20 protein-coding genes are annotated in these 17,362 nt (G+C 35.0%); 16 read left to right on the top strand and 4 right to left on the bottom strand.

Features of this window, described 5'->3' with window-relative positions:
- From FLAVO9AF_RS06650 to FLAVO9AF_RS06640, 3 genes are all read right to left on the bottom strand, one after another.
- Positions 1-1,356, bottom strand: a complete 1,356-nt coding sequence (locus FLAVO9AF_RS06650; RefSeq protein WP_159686053.1) for a histidine kinase — start codon at positions 1,354-1,356, stop codon at positions 1-3.
- Between the two features lie 73 nt (positions 1,357-1,429).
- Positions 1,430-2,053, bottom strand: coding sequence for a hypothetical protein (locus tag FLAVO9AF_RS06645; RefSeq protein WP_159686050.1), 624 nt, complete (start codon positions 2,051-2,053; stop codon positions 1,430-1,432).
- A 135-nt stretch (positions 2,054-2,188) separates the two neighbouring features.
- Positions 2,189-2,593 (bottom strand): DUF2141 domain-containing protein, encoded by a 405-nt coding sequence (locus FLAVO9AF_RS06640; protein ID WP_159686048.1) that lies wholly within the window; start codon positions 2,591-2,593, stop codon positions 2,189-2,191.
- Positions 2,594-2,817: 224 nt separating this feature from the next.
- Here FLAVO9AF_RS06640 and FLAVO9AF_RS06635 point away from each other — a divergent pair, with 224 nt between their 5' ends.
- Together FLAVO9AF_RS06635 and FLAVO9AF_RS06630 are read left to right on the top strand one after the other, a co-directional pair.
- Positions 2,818-3,060: a hypothetical protein gene (locus tag FLAVO9AF_RS06635; protein WP_159686045.1), complete on the top strand. Its 243-nt coding sequence runs from the start codon at positions 2,818-2,820 to the stop codon at positions 3,058-3,060.
- Positions 3,053-3,349, top strand: a complete 297-nt coding sequence (locus FLAVO9AF_RS06630; protein WP_159686043.1) for a type II toxin-antitoxin system RelE/ParE family toxin — start codon at positions 3,053-3,055, stop codon at positions 3,347-3,349. Before FLAVO9AF_RS06635 ends, FLAVO9AF_RS06630 begins: the two co-directional genes overlap by 8 nt.
- A gap of 311 nt (positions 3,350-3,660) precedes the next feature.
- Here the strand turns inward: FLAVO9AF_RS06630 and FLAVO9AF_RS06625 are convergent, their stop codons facing one another.
- Positions 3,661-5,847 (bottom strand): TonB-dependent receptor, encoded by a 2,187-nt coding sequence (locus FLAVO9AF_RS06625; RefSeq protein WP_159686040.1) that lies wholly within the window; start codon positions 5,845-5,847, stop codon positions 3,661-3,663.
- 264 nt (positions 5,848-6,111) lie between these two features.
- On the opposite strand from FLAVO9AF_RS06625, the gene FLAVO9AF_RS06620 reads away from it, so the two are divergent.
- From FLAVO9AF_RS06620 to FLAVO9AF_RS06555, 14 genes are all read left to right on the top strand, one after another.
- A complete protein-coding gene (locus FLAVO9AF_RS06620; protein ID WP_159686037.1) occupies positions 6,112-6,768 on the top strand; it encodes a carbonic anhydrase in 657 nt (218 codons plus the stop codon).
- A gap of 70 nt (positions 6,769-6,838) precedes the next feature.
- Positions 6,839-7,234: a hypothetical protein gene (locus FLAVO9AF_RS06615; RefSeq protein WP_159686035.1), complete on the top strand. Its 396-nt coding sequence runs from the start codon at positions 6,839-6,841 to the stop codon at positions 7,232-7,234.
- Positions 7,235-7,389: 155 nt separating this feature from the next.
- Positions 7,390-7,929 carry a hypothetical protein gene (locus tag FLAVO9AF_RS06610; protein WP_159686032.1) on the top strand — a complete coding sequence of 180 codons (540 nt, stop codon included), beginning with the start codon at positions 7,390-7,392 and terminating at the stop codon, positions 7,927-7,929.
- Between the two features lie 65 nt (positions 7,930-7,994).
- Positions 7,995-8,414 carry a four helix bundle protein gene (locus FLAVO9AF_RS06605; RefSeq protein ID WP_159686030.1) on the top strand — a complete coding sequence of 140 codons (420 nt, stop codon included), beginning with the start codon at positions 7,995-7,997 and terminating at the stop codon, positions 8,412-8,414.
- Positions 8,415-8,509: 95 nt separating this feature from the next.
- On the top strand, positions 8,510-9,568 hold the full coding sequence (locus FLAVO9AF_RS06600) for a nucleoid-associated protein (protein ID WP_159686027.1): 1,059 nt from the start codon (positions 8,510-8,512) through the stop codon (positions 9,566-9,568).
- A 112-nt stretch (positions 9,569-9,680) separates the two neighbouring features.
- A complete protein-coding gene (locus tag FLAVO9AF_RS06595) occupies positions 9,681-12,053 on the top strand; it encodes a GAF domain-containing protein (RefSeq protein WP_159686024.1) in 2,373 nt (790 codons plus the stop codon).
- A gap of 381 nt (positions 12,054-12,434) precedes the next feature.
- Positions 12,435-12,998: a hypothetical protein gene (locus tag FLAVO9AF_RS06590; RefSeq protein WP_159686022.1), complete on the top strand. Its 564-nt coding sequence runs from the start codon at positions 12,435-12,437 to the stop codon at positions 12,996-12,998.
- A gap of 149 nt (positions 12,999-13,147) precedes the next feature.
- Positions 13,148-13,966, top strand: a complete 819-nt coding sequence (locus tag FLAVO9AF_RS06585; RefSeq protein ID WP_159686020.1) for a hypothetical protein — start codon at positions 13,148-13,150, stop codon at positions 13,964-13,966.
- 193 nt (positions 13,967-14,159) lie between these two features.
- A complete protein-coding gene (locus FLAVO9AF_RS06580; RefSeq protein ID WP_159686017.1) occupies positions 14,160-14,447 on the top strand; it encodes a hypothetical protein in 288 nt (95 codons plus the stop codon).
- Between the two features lie 72 nt (positions 14,448-14,519).
- Positions 14,520-15,065: a hypothetical protein gene (locus FLAVO9AF_RS06575; RefSeq protein WP_159686015.1), complete on the top strand. Its 546-nt coding sequence runs from the start codon at positions 14,520-14,522 to the stop codon at positions 15,063-15,065.
- A gap of 134 nt (positions 15,066-15,199) precedes the next feature.
- Positions 15,200-15,508: a DUF3784 domain-containing protein gene (locus tag FLAVO9AF_RS06570; RefSeq protein WP_159686012.1), complete on the top strand. Its 309-nt coding sequence runs from the start codon at positions 15,200-15,202 to the stop codon at positions 15,506-15,508.
- 183 nt (positions 15,509-15,691) lie between these two features.
- Entirely contained in the window at positions 15,692-15,985 is a 294-nt protein-coding gene (locus FLAVO9AF_RS06565) for a type II toxin-antitoxin system HigB family toxin (RefSeq protein ID WP_159686010.1), read from the top strand.
- Positions 15,986-15,990: 5 nt separating this feature from the next.
- Positions 15,991-16,347: a type II toxin-antitoxin system HigA family antitoxin gene (locus FLAVO9AF_RS06560; RefSeq protein WP_159686007.1), complete on the top strand. Its 357-nt coding sequence runs from the start codon at positions 15,991-15,993 to the stop codon at positions 16,345-16,347.
- 268 nt (positions 16,348-16,615) lie between these two features.
- Positions 16,616-17,353: a carboxypeptidase-like regulatory domain-containing protein gene (locus FLAVO9AF_RS06555; RefSeq protein ID WP_159686003.1), complete on the top strand. Its 738-nt coding sequence runs from the start codon at positions 16,616-16,618 to the stop codon at positions 17,351-17,353.
- The last annotated feature ends 9 nt before the right edge of the window (positions 17,354-17,362 follow it).

Raw genomic sequence — 17,362 nt, 5'->3', positions numbered from 1 at the left:
TTATTTCCATTTTTGTTGTTCGTCTTCTTTTCTTAAAATCTCTTGAATTTTTCGTTCTTCCCAGCTAGAGCTGTAACCAAAAACTTTAAAACCGTGCATAATCAAACCAAATCCCCAGCCTCCTAAGGAGAACCAAAACCAATGAAATTGTGGGACAAAAGTAAGATTCACATAAATTAAAATAGGGATAACTACACAATACGAAATCAGGTTGCCATAAAATCCTTTTAATTCTTCTACTCTCTTTTTTGCGCGGTAGTACGCATTGTTTTCTCTGTAATTTAATGTCGTTTCCATAACAGTTATTTGTTGGGTTAAAATGGGTATTTTAACGGTAAAAGTTTGTTCGTTTTGTTCAATCAGTACTTTTCGTTTGGTAATGATGGCGTATCGATTGATGATGTTTTGTAATCCAACGCCTTGTCGGTCTTGTAATACTTCTTTCTTTTGATAATCATTCTGAATCACTAAATAATCATTTTCAATATAAATTCGGATGTGTAGAGGTCTTTGCTCGCTTACCACATTGTGTTTTACGGTATTTTCTAATAACAATTGCAGTGAAAGCGGTACTACTTTGGCCTCTGGATTTTGAACTTCGGCAGTCACTTCATAAAACAAACTGTTCTCAAAGCGCATTTTCAGCAATTTCATATACGTAGTTGCAAAACTCAATTCCTCTGCTACCGATACCAATTCTTTATCTTTTTGTTCCAACACATAGCGGTAAATTTTAGACAAAGAAGTAGTGAAACGTTGGGCATTATCTGGATTTTCCTCAATCAGCGAGCTTAACACATTCAAACTATTGAAAAGAAAATGTGGGTCGATTTGATTTTTTAAGGTTTCAAATTTAGCCGAAGCTGTTCCTGCAATAATCTTTTGTTCGAATACTTCTTTTTTAGAAGCTTGTTTCCAATTGAGCATAAAACTACGTGCGTGCATAAATGTAGAAACTCCCAAAGAAAGAATGATGTAAAACATGTGTACCCAAACCATTCTGTTGTTAAAAAACTCCGAAACTTCTAGTTTTTGAAACACTACGAATGTCAAATAATCGATTCCCAAGACCACAGGAATAGTGTAAAGAATAGTGCAAATTATTCCAAAATACACTCTTAAATTAGTCTGTTCTAACCAATCCCATCTGCGATCCAAAATATCATTAATAATACCGTTTCCAAAACCAATTCCATAAGAATAAAGAGCACTAACTAGAAAAGTAATCAGTAGACTTTGAGGATTAAAATCCCCTTGCAACAACGAAAAAACAAGCGTAAATACTAGTGTAATCTTCAAACAATCTATAAAGCCTTTTTTGATTCCTTCTAGTGTACTGTATTTCTGTTTTTCCATATTCTTTGACTTTTTGTTTTTGGTTTTTCAACCCTTTCAGCGTTTTTGACTCCAAAAGGATTTAAAATTTATACTATTTTTTACAATTTTTTTGAGCTTCTTGAGCACGGTCTAACCCCCATTTTGGTGAGAAAGCTGTTTCTGGTTTAAAAGTAGCAAAAAGTCCGATAGCTTTATCAATTTGTGTACACATAGGTGTTGTATCTGTTCCCCAAAACTTGGCTCCACCAATTTCAAACTCGGCTTTACAGAATACCACTCTTGGATTTTCTGGAGCAATAGCCTGTGCTTTACCGTAGAGTCCCATTACTTTTCCAGACAACTTTTGTCCGTTGGTCATTGGGTCATAAGCAATCCAAGCGGTGTGAATCATAGCTTGCATTACTAATAACTCTGGATTATTTTCGTTTTTGATTAGTTCTACATCCAAAGCGTTTTGTGCCTTGGTTAGCAAAGCTGTTACTTCGTCTTTTCCTTTGGTTCTAAAAGCGGTTGTAGTATTTACTAAAGCCACATAATAGTTAGGCAACCAATTGTTTTTTTCGACTGCTGCAATTCTTTCGAATAAAGCGGCAGCTTCGGTGTTTTTGCCTTCTCCCCACAATTGGAACGCTTTTCCCATTCCTTGTTCGTATTGTCCTTGGGCAGCTAATAAACTGCAAATAAATAAAGCGGTGGCGGTTAAAACTTTAATCATAATTTCTATTTTTTAGTTGTTAATTTCTTTTAAATGGTTGTTGTTATTTTGATGATGTAAAAGTACTACTGATGTAACTGCTGTAAAATTGATTGTGACTGAACTGTCGTTTTTTGAGGATGAATTGTAAACTGATTATACTTTCAATACGATGTGCTTGTTTTGGGTGGCTTGGAACTTAGCGTCTTTGTATTTTGGAGGTCCCATAAACCCTTTGGCACCGTTTGAAGCCGCATAAGCTTCTTTTGGAATTCCCATAAAGTTGGTGTCTAATTTTCCGTTGCTGTTTTCATCGTGAAAAACACTAATCGCATACTCGCCAGCTGGAAGGTTTTCAAAAGTGACCGTTGCTTTTGCGTTTTTGATTAAAGCGACATTGCCTTTGTAGACTTTTTTTAGAAAATGATTCTCGGAATTGTACAATCCGATTAGGACTTGACCTTTGTTGTTTTTTAGACCAACGATGTCTACTTTGATAGCGACTTGAGCGGTTGCTATTGCACTTATGGCTAAGAACAGGATAAGAACTGATGTTTTCATAGTTTATTTTTTTAAAGGTTGTTTATTGTATTATGCTGATGTAAAAGTAGTTTGGACCAATCGAAACTAAAATTGATTGTAACTGAACTGTTGTTTTTGGTGGATGAATTGTAAAAAACAACAACTATTTTTCTTTCTGATTAAGAATGAGTTACTATTATTAAATTCAATGGAAAACAAATTGTTGCTACTATTTTTGTATTTTTGATAAAATTTAAAAAAAAATGTCAACAAGCGAATTGAAATTAAAAATTTTGAAAACGTTGGACCGTTTAGACGAATCTAACTTGAAGAAGTTTTACGCCCTATTGATATCCGCAACCGAATCAAAAAAAGACATTTCTGATTGGGATTCTTTATCTCAAAACCAACAAAAAGGTTTGATTGAAGCTATTGAAGAAATGGACCATTCAGAAGGAATGGAACACGAAACTTTATTAAATACGCTTAAAAATAAATATGCTTAAATCTGTTAGGTGGTCTTCATTTGCTTCAAAAGACTTAAGTAATTTATTAGATTATTTAGAAGCTAAATGGAACAAAAAAGTATGTTTGAATTTTATTGAAAAATTAGACCATTCTATCCATCAAATACAAATCAATCCTGCTCAATTTCCATACTTTAATGCATCGTTACAAATTAGAAAATGTGTTATTACCAAACACAATTCTTTGTTTTATAGAGTAACCTCTACTCGTATTGAAATTCTAAGGTTATACGATACCAGACAAAATCCAAATGATTTCAGTTTTTGAGCTGTGTAGAATTAAAACATCTCTTACCTTTTTTTTAGACGTATCATCATCTCCATCAAACCTACAAGGTTTTAAAATAAACCTTGCAGGATAAACGATTCTTTTGATGACTATCTTTTAAAATATAACCCTTTCAGCGTTTAGAACGCTGAAAGGGTTATGCTATTTCTACAAGTATTTTGAAAACGATTCTTCCTAACTAGCCCCGGGAGGAGCGGCATCCTTTGCTGACGGGGTTCGGCAGCAAAGATATAGCGGATCACGGGACGATGCCTGCTGGAAATGCCCTATGCTTACTGCTCCTAATTAGTCTATAAATTCTTTAATTGGTTGTCGTTTTTGTTGTCGCTGATGGTCCAAAAGAAACCTACGAAAAAGAAACTATCTGCCGTTGGTGTGATGGCTCTTCGGTTGTAAACGCCCGATGCATCTGGAGTATTGGCGTACTCGTAACCAAAGACATTTTGAGTTTGTAAAATATTGGACACAGAGAAATACAGGATTTTTTGTTGCGACACTAAATACGCCCAATTGAAACTCAAATTATTGAAAGCTTTGGTTTTTCCGTTCATAAATTGGGTCTCGTTTGGATTGTTGTACGGACGACCTGTGGCGAAAGAATGGGTAAAACCGATTTGTGATTTCCAGTCGGTGATGAAATATTTGGTCACCAAAGACGCTGTATGGTCCGCTACGAAACTTGGCGTAACTTGTTTAGGGAAATTGCGATAATCGCGCTCGGTATCGATGTAAGAATAGGAAATCCAATATTCTAAATTCTTAATCGAGCTGCCATCTCTCCAAAACAAATCGAGTCCTTTGGCGTAACCAGAACCATTGTTATTGTACACTGAATTAAACATTGGCGTTGTTGTATTGAATTTTACCAAATTGCTGTAGTCTTTGTAATAGGCCTCGGCTCTAAACGTTTGACGGTCGTTGTTGTATTGAAAGTTTAAGATGTAATGTGAGGCTTTTTCGCTTTCGAATTGGTGCATTTTGGAATATTTGATAAAATCAACACTTGGCGCCTGAGTGAAATCGCCATAAGCGAAAGAAAACTGACTGGTTTTATTCAATTTGTAAGCCAAGGAAACACGAGGAGCAACTGCGGTTTCGTCCAACAAATCGTTGTATGAAGCACGAACCCCTACTTTGGCAGCAAAGTTTTTGGTGAATAAAATATCGCCTTCGGCAAAAGCTGCTGCTATTGAGGAATTGTATCCGCTAGTCCCTCCTATGCCTGAATTTGGCGTGAAATCTTCGTTGAAACGAGTAATGAAATAATCCGTTCCGAAAGCTAATTTAACGTGTTGCGAAATGCTTTTACGGAGTTTGAATTTAAGATGTGAGGCGTTTTCGTCATTGTTTAGTTTATCCAAATCCAATCCCACTTTGTTTTTTGAATAGCCATAACTCAATCCCGTTGTCACTTGCCAATTGTTTCCAAATCCTCCTTTATAAGAAGTATTTAAGTAAAAGTTGTTATTGTTCAAATCGACTCTGACTTTGTTAGGCGAATTAACGCTTTCTTGATTCAAATCGAATTTGGAGGAATCAAAAGCTGCATATAATTTTAGAATTCCGTTATTGAAGTTGTAGCGATACACGGTTTCGCCAGAAAGGGATTGAAAAGGATTGTTCCATTCGATATTTTGAGGCACCACTTTTTGATACGGCGCCAAATTAATGTAAGCGGCATTGACACTCAAGGAGCTTTTTTTCCATTTTTGTGTATTTCCAACACCCAAACCTACGGTCATTAAGGCAATTTCGGTTTTGTTTTGGTCGGGTTCGTCTTGGGTATTCAATAATAACACACTTGACAAAGCCTCGCCATACTCGGCAGAATAACCTCCAGTAGAAAAAGAAATTCCGCTAAACAAAAAAGGAGAAAAGCGTCCGCGAGTAGGCAAATTATTCGTGCTAGCGCCATAAGGCTGTGCCACTCGGATACCATCGACAAAAGTTTGTGTTTCATTGGCTTCGCCTCCACGAACGAATAAGCGACCGTCTTCACCCACGTTTTGAGTACCCGGCAAAGTTTGTAGCGCTGCAATTATATTTCCAGCAGAACCTGCTGTGGTGACAATATCCAAAGGTTTCAATACTGAAACACGAGCTTTGTCTCCCGACTCTAAAGTTCCAGCCGTAATCACCACCGCGTCTAAGGTGTTGACATTCTCTTTGAGGGTTATCGTTTTGTCTTTGTAATTGGCAACATCTACTGCAATGGTAGCTGTTTCGTGTACCAAAGAGCTTATGATTAAGGTCGCATTTCCTTTGACTGTGGTTTCGAATGAGAACAATCCTTTCTCGTCGCTTGTCGCACCGTCATAAGTGCCTTCGATATAAATATTGGCGCTAACGACGGGCTTACCTTTTGGATCAATAACTTTTCCTGAAATGGTGTTTTGAGCAAAAGTAACACTACTCATCAAAACCAATAGGGTTGCTAAAAAGAATTTGTGTGCGATTTTTTTGATACTTGTTTTCATTATACTGTTTGTTTTTTGATGAAGCAAATATCTTTCGGGATTATGGATTCTCTAAAAAGTTATGACCGAATTGTAGAAAAACGAGGCTGAATTGTAAAATCATTTAAAACAGCGATTTTCTTAATCGATTTCGACAAAAAAACACTGCATTTTATTCAATCGAGACCGATTTTAAATATGCTAAAAACAGTCAAAAAGCCGTACCAAAAATGGCTTTTACCCCTTGAATTCCTTACATTTATTGGATATTTAATACTTGAAAAAATGAAATTTTATTCTCTTGGCTTTTTGCTACTCGTTCTTGTAGCTTCAAGCTGTAATGACTCACTAAAAGAAACCCCAGCGCATTCAAATATAACAGAACTTACTCTGGGAAACCAACGTTTTTTAAACAATCAACCCATTCATCCTCATCAGAACAAAGCGGCAGTTTTGGCCAACGAAAAAGCACAGCATCCGTTTGCAGTTGTTATTACCTGCTCCGACAGTCGCGTGAGTCCTGAAATTGTTTTTGACCAAGGAATTGGTGATTTATTCGTAATAAGAAATGCAGGAAATCTTATCACTGATATTGATATGGGAAGTGTAGAATATGCCGTTGAACACTTAAAAACAAAACTTATCATTGTGCTAGGTCATACCGAATGTGGGGCTATCAAAGCTTTTGTTGAAAATGCAGACACTAAAAAATTAGAGCCTAAACACGACCACATCGAAGACATCATCAATACACTCAAAAAAGAAGACGAAGAAAAACAAGTTCCAAGACCTTACAAAACGCATCTTAATGAATGCATTGTGGCCAATATCAAACATTCTACGAATCAAATCTTAAAAAACACTTGGATTGACCAAAAAGAAATTCAAGTCATTCCGATGCTGTATGACATTCATACGGGCCGAGTGACTCGTGTGAATTAAATCAAAAAAGAGCGTTTTATAACAGTAAATTAATTTATACCTTTGAACCAATAACTTTTAAACAATAACCATGAAATCTTTAAAATTCTTACCTGTTTTGTTCTTCTTTTTGGTGGTTTCCAATTTGTCTGCACAAACTACTTTTGAAAAATGGCCTGCTATCAAAACCTTTCACGGAGTAATGTCACAAACTTTTCATCCTGCTGAAGAAGGTGATTTGAATCCTATTAAAACACGTTCTGAAGAAATGGTTCAAAAAGCTGATGCGTTGTCAAAAGAAGCTATCCCAGCTGAATTCAAAACACCAGCAATTTTGGCTTCTATCAAAAAATTGCAAGAAGGTGCTAAAGGTTTGGACAAACTAGTAAAAGCCAAAGGTTCAGACGAAGCTACCCTAAAATCATTGACTGCCTTGCACGATGTATTCCATGAAATCGTAGGTTTGTGTTCTGAAGAGAAACATTAAAACTTCACAATTGATCATAGTAAAAGCTGTCTGTTAAGGACAGCTTTTTTTGTTTGCACAGCTTTTGAAAATAAAATCTTTTCAACAAAATAAGATTGCAAAAGAGTTTTCTAAAATTAAATTTTACCTTTGACGTTTCAACAAAAACAAAAATTATGGTTTATAAATTTAGGGTTATTCTAGATGCCGAAGAAGACATTTTTAGAGACATAGCAATACTTTCTGACGATACTTTAGAAGATTTACACAACGCTATTTTTAATGCATTTGGCTTTGATGGTATGGAGGTAGCTTCCTTTTATACCTGTGATGAAACTTGGAATCAAGAAGATGAAATTCCTTTGTTTGATACGGGAGATGTTCCTGGCGAACAACGTACCATGAGCGATTACGCTTTATCGGATATCCTTGATGAAGCCAATACCAAAATCATCTATGTGTACGATTTCATCAACATGTGGACGTTCTTGGTTGAATTAGCCGCTATAGAAGAACCAGTTGCTGGTGGTACCTATCCAGAAACCTTATTCTCTCACGGTATTATGCCTGCAGAAGCCGGTGAAAAAAACTTTGAAGCCGATATGAATGATGACATCTACGGCGAATTCGAAGACGATCTTGACGAAGACGACCTAGACATGTTTAGTGGTGACGATAGCTTCGAAGACTACGGATTCGAGGAGAATTGGAACTAAGAGTTTAATTGTGCTGTAAAGGTTTAATGTTGTTTAAGATTGTTTAAAAGTTAAAACTATCTGGTATGGCTACTATAAAAAGATTTGAAGATTTAGAAATTTGGCAAGACGCTAGAAGACTTTCAAAAGAAATCATTTTTATATCTAAAAACACCGATTTAAACAAAGATTTTAAATTTAATGCTCAAATAAAAGACTCATCGGGATCTGTTATGGATAACATTGCTGAAGGATTTGAAAGAAATGGAAACATAGAATTCCGTCAATTTCTTTCAATAGCAAAAGGATCTGCCGGAGAGACTCGCTCTCAATTGTATAGAGTATTTGACAATGATTATATCAATGAAGAAAAATTAAACTATTTAGTCATTGAATATGAAAAATTGAGTGTTAAAATCCATAATTTCATCACATACCTAAACAAAAAAGACTTTAAAGGAACAAAATTCATAGACGAACATTCCCAAAACCACAATAAGCTTTAAACTCTTAAACCCCTTTAAATTTTAAACTTTTAAACAACTTTAAACTTTAAACAATTTCAAACTTTTAAACAACCTTAAACCTTCATACTTCCTTAATGATCAACTTATTCAACACCCACATCGAAACGCTTTCCATACATCGTGTTGGAAACAAGAGTCGTAATGAAGCGATTTTCTTATCAGAACAACCTTTTAACCTCAACGATGAAATTGTTCCGTTGATTAAAGAATTCTTCTTAAAACCTTTTAGAGAAAAAGAAGAAAATTACTTTCAATTTGCACACGAAGTAGATTTGGATTACAACGACATGTTCAAATTTGCCACTCAAATTTTTGATAATCCAGGCAGTTTGCACGAAGTTTCTAAACAAATCACACAACATTTGTTCGAGCAATCCAATCATCCGCACATCAAGAATGGCGAGGTGTATGTGGCGCACTTGACGAATGTTTCGATAGACAATAACATAGTAGACGCTATTGGTATTTTTAAAAGCGAAATCCAATCCGACTTTTTACAATTTGAGGAAAAAGAAACGCATTTGGAGATGATTCTACAACACGGCGTGAGCTTGAACAAACTCGACAAAGGTTGTTTAATCTTTAACCACAAAAAAGAAGAAGGTTACAAAATATTAACCGTAGATAGCAATCGTTATGATGCGCGCTACTGGTTGGAGCATTTCCTTTCTGTAGATGCTTTTGAGGACGAAAACTTCATCACCAAAAAGTATTTGAAATTTTGTCAAAACTTTGCCAAAGATGTTGTTTTTCCTGCCGAAGACAAAAAAGAAGAAGTGATGTTTATGAACCGCTCGGTGAATTATTTTGCTAAAAATGACCAATTTGAAGAATCGAATTTCTTGAACGAGGTTATTGATAATCCCGATTTGATTCCTGAATTCAAAAACTATAAAGTTGACAAAGGAGAGAAATACAGCATTGAAGATGTGACCTCCTTCCCTATTGCCAATGCTGCCGTTTCGGACGCGAGAAAATCCATCAAAAACGTAATTAATCTGGATACACATATCCAAATCAAAATGGATTTTATCAATCCAGAAAGTGCCGAAAAATTTGTAGAAAAAGGCTGGGACGAAGAAAAACAAATGTATTACTACCTAGTATATTTCAACAAAGAAGAGAAAAACTAGATTTTTTTCAGACTTCAAAAGTACTATCCTCAATTGCCCCGTGCAGTTGAGGATTTTTTTTGAGCCATAGCACACAAAGATTGCGTAAATTTGCATTCTTAAGCCTACGCATATGAAAAGCATTACACTCAAAGAAAGTCCTTTCAAAACGCTCATTTCGTTTCATAAACTCATCGAATCTTTAGAAGAAATTGCACAATCCGATGTGGACTACCGTTCCAACTATGCCAAAGCCTTACTCAAAGAAATCGAAGCTTTTCCTCAATTTAGAGACGGAATCGAGGATTTAAGCCTAATACAAGACAACGAAGCCTTAGTACGCAATTTACTCGCCGACTTGTTTCCTACCGCTTTAACCCACAACGAAATCAAAGCGGTGGCCATTCCTTTTCAAAATCTGACCTTCAATTATACCGAACGTTTCAAAAAAATACTCCAGCACCAAGGATTTACGCCCGAATTCTCGATAAGAAATGTAGACGATGACCAATTGTATATTATGAATTGTGCCTTGATTCTGAATGAATTCTACGGTCAAAAAATCAATTTCAACCAACCTTTGTTTTTTGATATCCAAGACCAAAACGGTATTATGAATCATTATCGCATTTTGTACAATGCCGATTTTGTCGAAATCATTCCTACCGAGAAATCCTTGACTTTAACCCAAGAAGAAGTGCACGAATTGCTCGATAATTATGACAATATCGACCTTTGGAAAGCCAAATTCCCTAAAGAAAGCTGGATTCTCAAAGGCTTTGGAATTGTGTCTTTGTATGATGCCACGACCGAAAGCGCCATTTCGAATTTAAAAAGTAACCTTTTGAAGTCCGAAATCGAAAAGGCTGAATATGTTGATGAATTTGAAACCATTTTCCGTTCCGTGTTTCGAATTCCTGAGCTAAGAGTGGGATTCATTTTGTACAATCAAGAAGAAAACACCTTTGTCAAACCGCCATATTCTGATGAGACCTTGTCGAGCTATTTGCTGTTTAACGAGCAAGAATTGAGTTGTTCCGACTCGCTGTTTAGCTGTTGTTTCGAAGAAGCCATCGCAGAAAAAAAATCGCTTATCATTGCTGATGTAGACCAATATTTACTGCAAACAGAAAATAAAGTCTTGTGTGAACATTTGCTTTCGCAAGGCATCAAAAGTGCCGTGTTTTCGCCTGTCATCAAAAACAATGTGTTACTGGGGGTAATTGAACTCGTGGCACCAACGGCTAGAGTGCTCAACAGCCTCAATGCCGAAAAACTCGATTTGATTATTCCTTATTTAGTCGACACTATAGAACGTCACAATACCGATATTTTGCATCAGGTCGAAGCGGTGATTCAACGTGAGTATACCGCCATTCACCCTAGCGTGTATTGGAAATTCCGTAAAGAAGCTTACAAATACATTCAAACCAACAGTTTCAATAAAGAGTACATTTTCAAGGAAATTGTCTTCAAAGAAGTGTTTCCGTTGTACGGTCAAATCGACATCAAAGGCTCTTCCGTTCACCGTAACGAAGTCGTCAAAGAAGATTTGAAAAACCAATTAAAAACCTTGTTGGACATTTTTTCGAACCAAAAATCCAATCAGCATTTGTTGTTGCTTGAGCAACGCCAATTCGAATTGCAGTCGTTCTACAACGAACTCGACGCACCGCTCAAAGCCGACTCCGAGCAACTGATTCAGAATTACATCGAAAACGAAATTCACCCCATTTTGAGAAACACCAAAATGGATTTTGATACCGAAAAAGTAGAAAACAGCTATTTTGCGAGTTTGGACCCCAAAACGGGATTGTTTTACCACGCCCGCAAAAAGTTCGATAACGCTATGTCGATTATCAACAAAAAACTGGCTGCTGTCCTCGACAAAAAACAAGTCGAAGCACAACAAATTTACCCGCATTACTACGAACGCTTCAAAACCGATGGCGTAGAACACAACCTCTACATAGGCACCAGCATTGCGCCCACCCGAAGTTTCGATATGATGTATTTGCACAATTTGCGTCTTTGGCAGTTGCAAACCCTTTGCGAAATGGAGTTGGAACACCATCAGCTCAAAGCCACTTTGCCGTATGAACTCGACGTCACCTCGCTGATTTTGGTCTTTAGCGCCCCGCTTTCGATTCGTTTTCGCATGGACGAAAAACGTTTTGATGTAGACGGCACCTACAATGCCCGTTACGAAGTGGTCAAAAAACGCATCGACAAAGCCCACATCAAAGGCACCCAAGAGCGCATCACCCAAAAAGAAAAAATCACCATAGTGTACTCGCACAACAACGAAGAGCAAGAGTACCTCAAATACATCAAGTACCTACAATTCAAGAACATCCTTGAGCCAACCGTAGAGCAATTCGAAATCGAGGATTTACAAGGCGTTTCGGGTTTGCGCGCCCTACGCGTCAAGGTCAAAAACACCACCGAGAGCGACACTCCCACCAAAACCTATACCTACCAAGAGCTACTCGACGAAATCAAGTAATTGTAGGCAACATACCTCATCCGCATTTATTTACTTTGGGCATGTCCCCCGCCAGACGTTTGGATTTTCACCACAACCAAAGGCCTAGCGGGGGTCGGGCTCTACGCTATATCTCTTGGGGCGAACCCCGCCCCAAGAGGATGCCGCTCCCATCCCTCATACGAAGGTAGAAGTTAGAAATACGAAATTAGAAGTTGCAAAAAGGAAATGAAAAGAAGCAAAACAGAAGGCTATATTTCAGAAAATATTTATATTTTTTAAAGGAAAAAGAATATATTTGGGGAAGAAAAAAATCTGACTACAGTCAGACCTATCTCTCTAATTTAGGTGTGATAGGTCTGATTTTGTTAGACCTACATGCTAATTAGTAGCCATTTCAGTATGACACAATCAAAAATTCAATATAAAAGCTGGAAAGAATTCTTCAATAAAAATTTTGAAGAATCAAAAAAATATTATTTAGCGAATGAAAAGAAAGTTGGAAGCTCAATTGTAGAAGAATATGTTGCTGTAGATAAAAATGACGAAACAATAATTAGTATTTGTTACTACGAAAACAAACTTTTATACTGGAAATTTGAAAATCCAAAGACAGAGGGTTTTACTAAACAACAAGAAGTTGAATATTTTTACCGTTTTGATTTTACAGAAGGTAAATCATATGGAAATCCAGGTCTTGAATTTATAGATAATAATGTCAATGTGATTCAAAAACAATTTCATACGGGATTGCAAGGAAAAGAGATTCAATATTACAAAAATGGTGAGCATATAAAATCTTTAATTTCAGTTAAATATTATGATAATAAAGAAGCTTATCCAGAAATTGTCTATTTTCAAAAAAGAAGCTTTTGGCAAAAAATTTCTAAACTATTTTCCAAAAGCAAACCAGACGAATTTCAAACTAAAGAAATTGATTTAAATAAAATATTTGGAGGAATATAGAAACGGCTACTAACACACGCTACAAGCAATTTGGGTATTAGGCTTAATTTGAAAATGGTTTTGTATTTGGCAGTTTAGTAATAACCGAAAAATAAATCTTTATTTTAAAACCAAACTCGCTGTAGTGCCAGAACGTTAATTGTTATTTTATGAAAAAACACTATGGAATTTATTTAGTTATTTTATTTTTTGCAATTAGTTGCAAAAAAAACTCAAATAATAAAGTTGAAGAAAAAAAACCTGAAACTGTAAAGTTATTTTTTAATAATCGTGACCCCAAATATTTATTAAACCCTCCAAAGTCTGACACATTATGTAGAAATGATGTTGAGAGAGCTAAAAGTGACATCAATAAATATCATAAATTATTTATAAAAACTATTTGCTTTGGATGTCGTTCAAAACCGTTTGAAATAGAAATTGAAGAAGTTTTAAAAAAGCGCAAAATTAAACCAGTCATAGAAGACATTGGCTGTGTTATTTTTGAAGGACAAACTCAAGGATGTTATAGCGGTTACATTAATTTAAAAATGAAAGAACAATTCGGAGAGAATTATTTTTCTGATATTGAAAAAGAAGCGGAAAATATTTTTATCAAAAATATCATCAAAAAAAACAAAGTCGTAAGCATATATGATTTAGAGGATGATGAAAAACCAAAAATAATAAATCCAAAAGTCTACATCGAGAGTGATTATTATACAACTATAAAATCAAACCTACCAATTAAAATAAATAGTTATAAATCTTTGTTTGTAGACGTTACTTTTACAATAGAAAAAGATGGAACAATAAGTGATTTAACCGTGTCGAATTGGGTAAATGACGCTGTTGATGAAAAATTTAAAAAAGATTTAATTGATACAGCTTTAAAAGCTTTAAAAGAAGATTATAATCGTTGGAATCCTGGAAAATATAAAGGGAACGTAGCAAGAACCGAAAATACATTAAGAATTAGTTACAAGTGAACAAACAACATTTGAAACACGCTACAAGCAATTTGGATATTTGGTTAAATGGGAAAATTAGTTTTGCATTTGGAACATTTGCAAAATCCAAAGAATGATTTGATTTAGTATAAACCATATTAATTAGACAAACTAAACTGACATTTTTAAAAATAAAAACTTGATATCATAACAATAATCAAATTACGACTTAATGAAGGATTCAAATTGGAGTATACTTGTATCGATAATGAGCTTAGCTTTAAATATTTTTTATTTTTTACCAATTACCGCTTCCAACATCTTTAACTCTGGTGGTCCTTTTGGATTTGGGTTTTTAATTCTTTTTTATACAATTCCTTTAAATGCGCTTATGATTCCAGCAATTTTAAGTTTTACTAAAAAATACAGAAATTTAAAATTGCTTTTCTACATTAACTTTTTCGCTTTAATAACATTAACATTGATTTACGCTTTTTTAGAATTTATGCAGAATAATTAAACAATAATATCCCTATATGCTAGTTGTAGGCAATTTTAAAGAACATTGGAATAATTTAACCAAATAAGAAACATGAGAAATGTTATATACTTAATACTCTTAATTACTGTTTTTTCATGTTCAAAAAAACAAGAGTTACCTAATGATGAAAACAACATTAATTCAACTGTTTTTTTTGATCCAATTCTATTAGGCGCCACTGGAGTTGATGCGAGTCTAAAAATAAATTCAAGATTTAGTGAGTGCGGAGAATGGGGTGGACATAATGAAAAAATAAAAATTTATTCAAAAGAAAGAAACTATAAAGACTATTTTCTAGACTATGAAAAAACTAAAATTGATTGCGACAAACGTGATAAGAATGGAGAAAATATTGAAACAGTAATCTTTCAAAAGACAATAAAATTAGATGATTCAGGAAAAAAGTCTATAACTGATTATATCAAAAGGATGATAACATCAAAAATTGAAGAAAGATTTCCTGGAAATGCTGGTAATTCATTTACTGTGATTAATTGTGATTCTACATTAGTAATTAAAGTTTATGATTCAAATTCACGTAATCTAAAAAGTTACAATACCCTTTTGGAAGAATTAGATTTGAAAAACGTTAAGTAAAAACTGCCTTCGCTCCCCAAAGTCTAATTAATTCTGCACTCGCGCTCTGCGAATGTCTCCGACTTCGCAGTATTGTAGTTTTATAAACTTATTCATAATTTAACCAAATAAAATAGCAACTTAACTAGTAAAAAATGATTGGAATAGCGATACTTTTTATAATTCTTGGCCTCTTAATTAAATACGGAAAAATGTATTTTTTAATTGCGGGCTATAACACTATGTCAAAAGAAGAAAAAGAAAAGATTGACATCAAAGGAATTGCCACTTTATTTAGAAATGTGCTGTTTGGAATGGCTTTAATAATTATAATTGGGTATTTCGTTGCAAAAAGCTTTGAAAATTCAACTATTGAAAGCATTGCGTTTTTTACTGCAGTTGTAATCGGTGTACCTTATTTATTGATTGCATCAAATTCAAAAAAATATAAAATTCGTCCCTAAAGATTAGCTATTTTGGTACTCCCACTCTGCGAATGTCTCCGACTTCGCAGTATTATAGTTTCATTTAGAATCCAAACCCGCTGTAGTACCAGAACGTTAGCAGTTATGAGCCGTTGCGAAAAAAAAGCTAAATAACTTCCCGTTTTGGGAACTTTTGTTATCTTTGTAAAAAATTAGAAACGTTTGAGAGTAATTGCCAAAAAAATATTGAGAGATTTTTGGGAATCCCATGCAGATTGTGAACAACAATTAATGGCATGGTTTCAAGAGGCAAGTAAAGCTGAATGGAAAAATCCAAATGAGATAAAGCAAGAATACCCAAGCGCAAGTATTTTGAATGATAATCGAGTTGTTTTCAACATAAAAGGGAACAATTATAGATTGATAGTCAAAATAAATTATGATTATCAAATGATTTGGATTCGTTTTATTGGGACACATTCAGAGTATGACAAAATTAACGCTAACGAAATTTAATAGCTATGGAAATTAAACCTATAAAAACAGTTAAAGATTATAATCAAGCACTTGAAAGACTTGAAATGATTTTTGAAGCAAAAAATGGCACATCGGAAGGAGATGAACTTGAAGTACTTGGAATTTTGATTGACCAATACGAAAATGAGCACTTCCCTATTGGTTTGCCAGACCCAATAGAAGCTATTAAATTCAGAATGGAACAGATGGGCTATAACCAAAATGATTTGGCAAACATTGTAGGCCTAAAAAGCCGTGCAAGCGAAATTCTAAATCGAAAAAGAAAGCTATCTCTTGAAATGATTAGAAAATTAAACAAAGCGCTACATATTCCAACTGATGTTCTAATTCAAACTTATTAATAATCACGACTGCTAACACACGCAACTGTCTGGCAAACCTACCCCCAAAGTCTAACTAATTCGGTACTCCAACTCTGAGAATTTATCCAACTTCGAAGCATTGTAGTTTCGTTTTGTAATCCATAAAATATCAAAAATCTCCTGACTTGTATCGTTTTTGTAAGGGATGGACTTTTGAATTTTCACTCATAACACCTTAAATTCTAAACACATATATAAAAACCAAAAGACTTTTAGTAGCTTTACATATCACAAAAAAGATTTATTTATGAAAAATATCCTTTTTCCCCTTGTAACTATAGTCTCTGTCTTCCTTTTCTCTTGCAGCAACAACGATAATGAACCTACAACACCTACAAAAGCCGCTATTTCGGGTTCGGTCATTCTTTATGATGAAGGAACAACCTTATTGGACAAATCGAATATGAATGTAAAGGTCGTTGGTACTACTCCTTTGATTCAAACCAATACTAACGCTGAGGGAAAATTTGTGCTTCCCGAAGTACCCTTTGGCACCTATACCCTAGAATACTCAAAAACGGGATTTGGAACTTTTAAAAAAATTGGAGTGGTACACGGAACCAACGGACAAGCCACCTTCATTAGCGACATTCCCTCCATAGGACAACTGTCTACTACTACCGTAACGAACGTAACGGCTGCTGTTTTGAACAATCAAGTAAAGTTGTCCATTACAACAAACCCAGCAGGAAATACAGCCAACCGTCGCTATGTGCGTTTCTTTTTGTCCACAAATGCTCAAGTAAGTGCCACCAATTACACTTATTTTTCTGCTGTTTTTGTGGCACAAATCAATCCTTTTGAAAAAACCATCACTCAAAGTGAATTACTTTCAGCAGGCTTTACATCGGGTCAACAAGTGTATGTGAGAGCCTACGGGGATTCGTTTTGGGACAATGCCTATGATGACCCAACCATAAGTAAAAGAATATTTCCAAATCTAAATGGTACTACTGTAGCCGCCACTTCATTTGTGGTTCCGTAAATCCTCCAA

This window comes from Flavobacterium sp. 9R (assembly GCF_902506345.1).
Classification (GTDB): domain Bacteria; phylum Bacteroidota; class Bacteroidia; order Flavobacteriales; family Flavobacteriaceae; genus Flavobacterium.
Note: the sequence above shows the minus strand (reverse complement) of the source record. Positions and strands in the feature narration are given on the sequence as shown.

Excerpts from the sequence above, each read along its gene's own strand:
- FLAVO9AF_RS06625 (WP_159686040.1), bottom strand. The coding sequence starts at position 5,847 with ATGAAAACAAGTATCAAAAAAATCGCACACAAATTCTTTTTAGCAACC.
- FLAVO9AF_RS06590 (WP_159686022.1), top strand. The coding sequence starts at position 12,435 with ATGACACAATCAAAAATTCAATATAAAAGCTGGAAAGAATTCTTCAAT.
- FLAVO9AF_RS06585 (WP_159686020.1), top strand. The coding sequence starts at position 13,148 with ATGAAAAAACACTATGGAATTTATTTAGTTATTTTATTTTTTGCAATT.
- FLAVO9AF_RS06575 (WP_159686015.1), top strand. The coding sequence starts at position 14,520 with ATGAGAAATGTTATATACTTAATACTCTTAATTACTGTTTTTTCATGT.
- FLAVO9AF_RS06555 (WP_159686003.1), top strand. The coding sequence starts at position 16,616 with ATGAAAAATATCCTTTTTCCCCTTGTAACTATAGTCTCTGTCTTCCTT.
- FLAVO9AF_RS06615 (WP_159686035.1), top strand. The coding sequence starts at position 6,839 with ATGAAATCTTTAAAATTCTTACCTGTTTTGTTCTTCTTTTTGGTGGTT.
- FLAVO9AF_RS06580 (WP_159686017.1), top strand. The coding sequence starts at position 14,160 with ATGAAGGATTCAAATTGGAGTATACTTGTATCGATAATGAGCTTAGCT.
- FLAVO9AF_RS06600 (WP_159686027.1), top strand. The coding sequence starts at position 8,510 with ATGATCAACTTATTCAACACCCACATCGAAACGCTTTCCATACATCGT.
- FLAVO9AF_RS06570 (WP_159686012.1), top strand. The coding sequence starts at position 15,200 with ATGATTGGAATAGCGATACTTTTTATAATTCTTGGCCTCTTAATTAAA.
- FLAVO9AF_RS06560 (WP_159686007.1), top strand. The coding sequence starts at position 15,991 with ATGGAAATTAAACCTATAAAAACAGTTAAAGATTATAATCAAGCACTT.
- FLAVO9AF_RS06610 (WP_159686032.1), top strand. The coding sequence starts at position 7,390 with ATGGTTTATAAATTTAGGGTTATTCTAGATGCCGAAGAAGACATTTTT.
- FLAVO9AF_RS06650 (WP_159686053.1), bottom strand. The coding sequence starts at position 1,356 with ATGGAAAAACAGAAATACAGTACACTAGAAGGAATCAAAAAAGGCTTT.
- FLAVO9AF_RS06645 (WP_159686050.1), bottom strand. The coding sequence starts at position 2,053 with ATGATTAAAGTTTTAACCGCCACCGCTTTATTTATTTGCAGTTTATTA.
- FLAVO9AF_RS06595 (WP_159686024.1), top strand. The coding sequence starts at position 9,681 with ATGAAAAGCATTACACTCAAAGAAAGTCCTTTCAAAACGCTCATTTCG.
- FLAVO9AF_RS06620 (WP_159686037.1), top strand. The coding sequence starts at position 6,112 with ATGAAATTTTATTCTCTTGGCTTTTTGCTACTCGTTCTTGTAGCTTCA.
- FLAVO9AF_RS06635 (WP_159686045.1), top strand. The coding sequence starts at position 2,818 with ATGTCAACAAGCGAATTGAAATTAAAAATTTTGAAAACGTTGGACCGT.
- FLAVO9AF_RS06640 (WP_159686048.1), bottom strand. The coding sequence starts at position 2,593 with ATGAAAACATCAGTTCTTATCCTGTTCTTAGCCATAAGTGCAATAGCA.
- FLAVO9AF_RS06605 (WP_159686030.1), top strand. The coding sequence starts at position 7,995 with ATGGCTACTATAAAAAGATTTGAAGATTTAGAAATTTGGCAAGACGCT.
- FLAVO9AF_RS06630 (WP_159686043.1), top strand. The coding sequence starts at position 3,053 with ATGCTTAAATCTGTTAGGTGGTCTTCATTTGCTTCAAAAGACTTAAGT.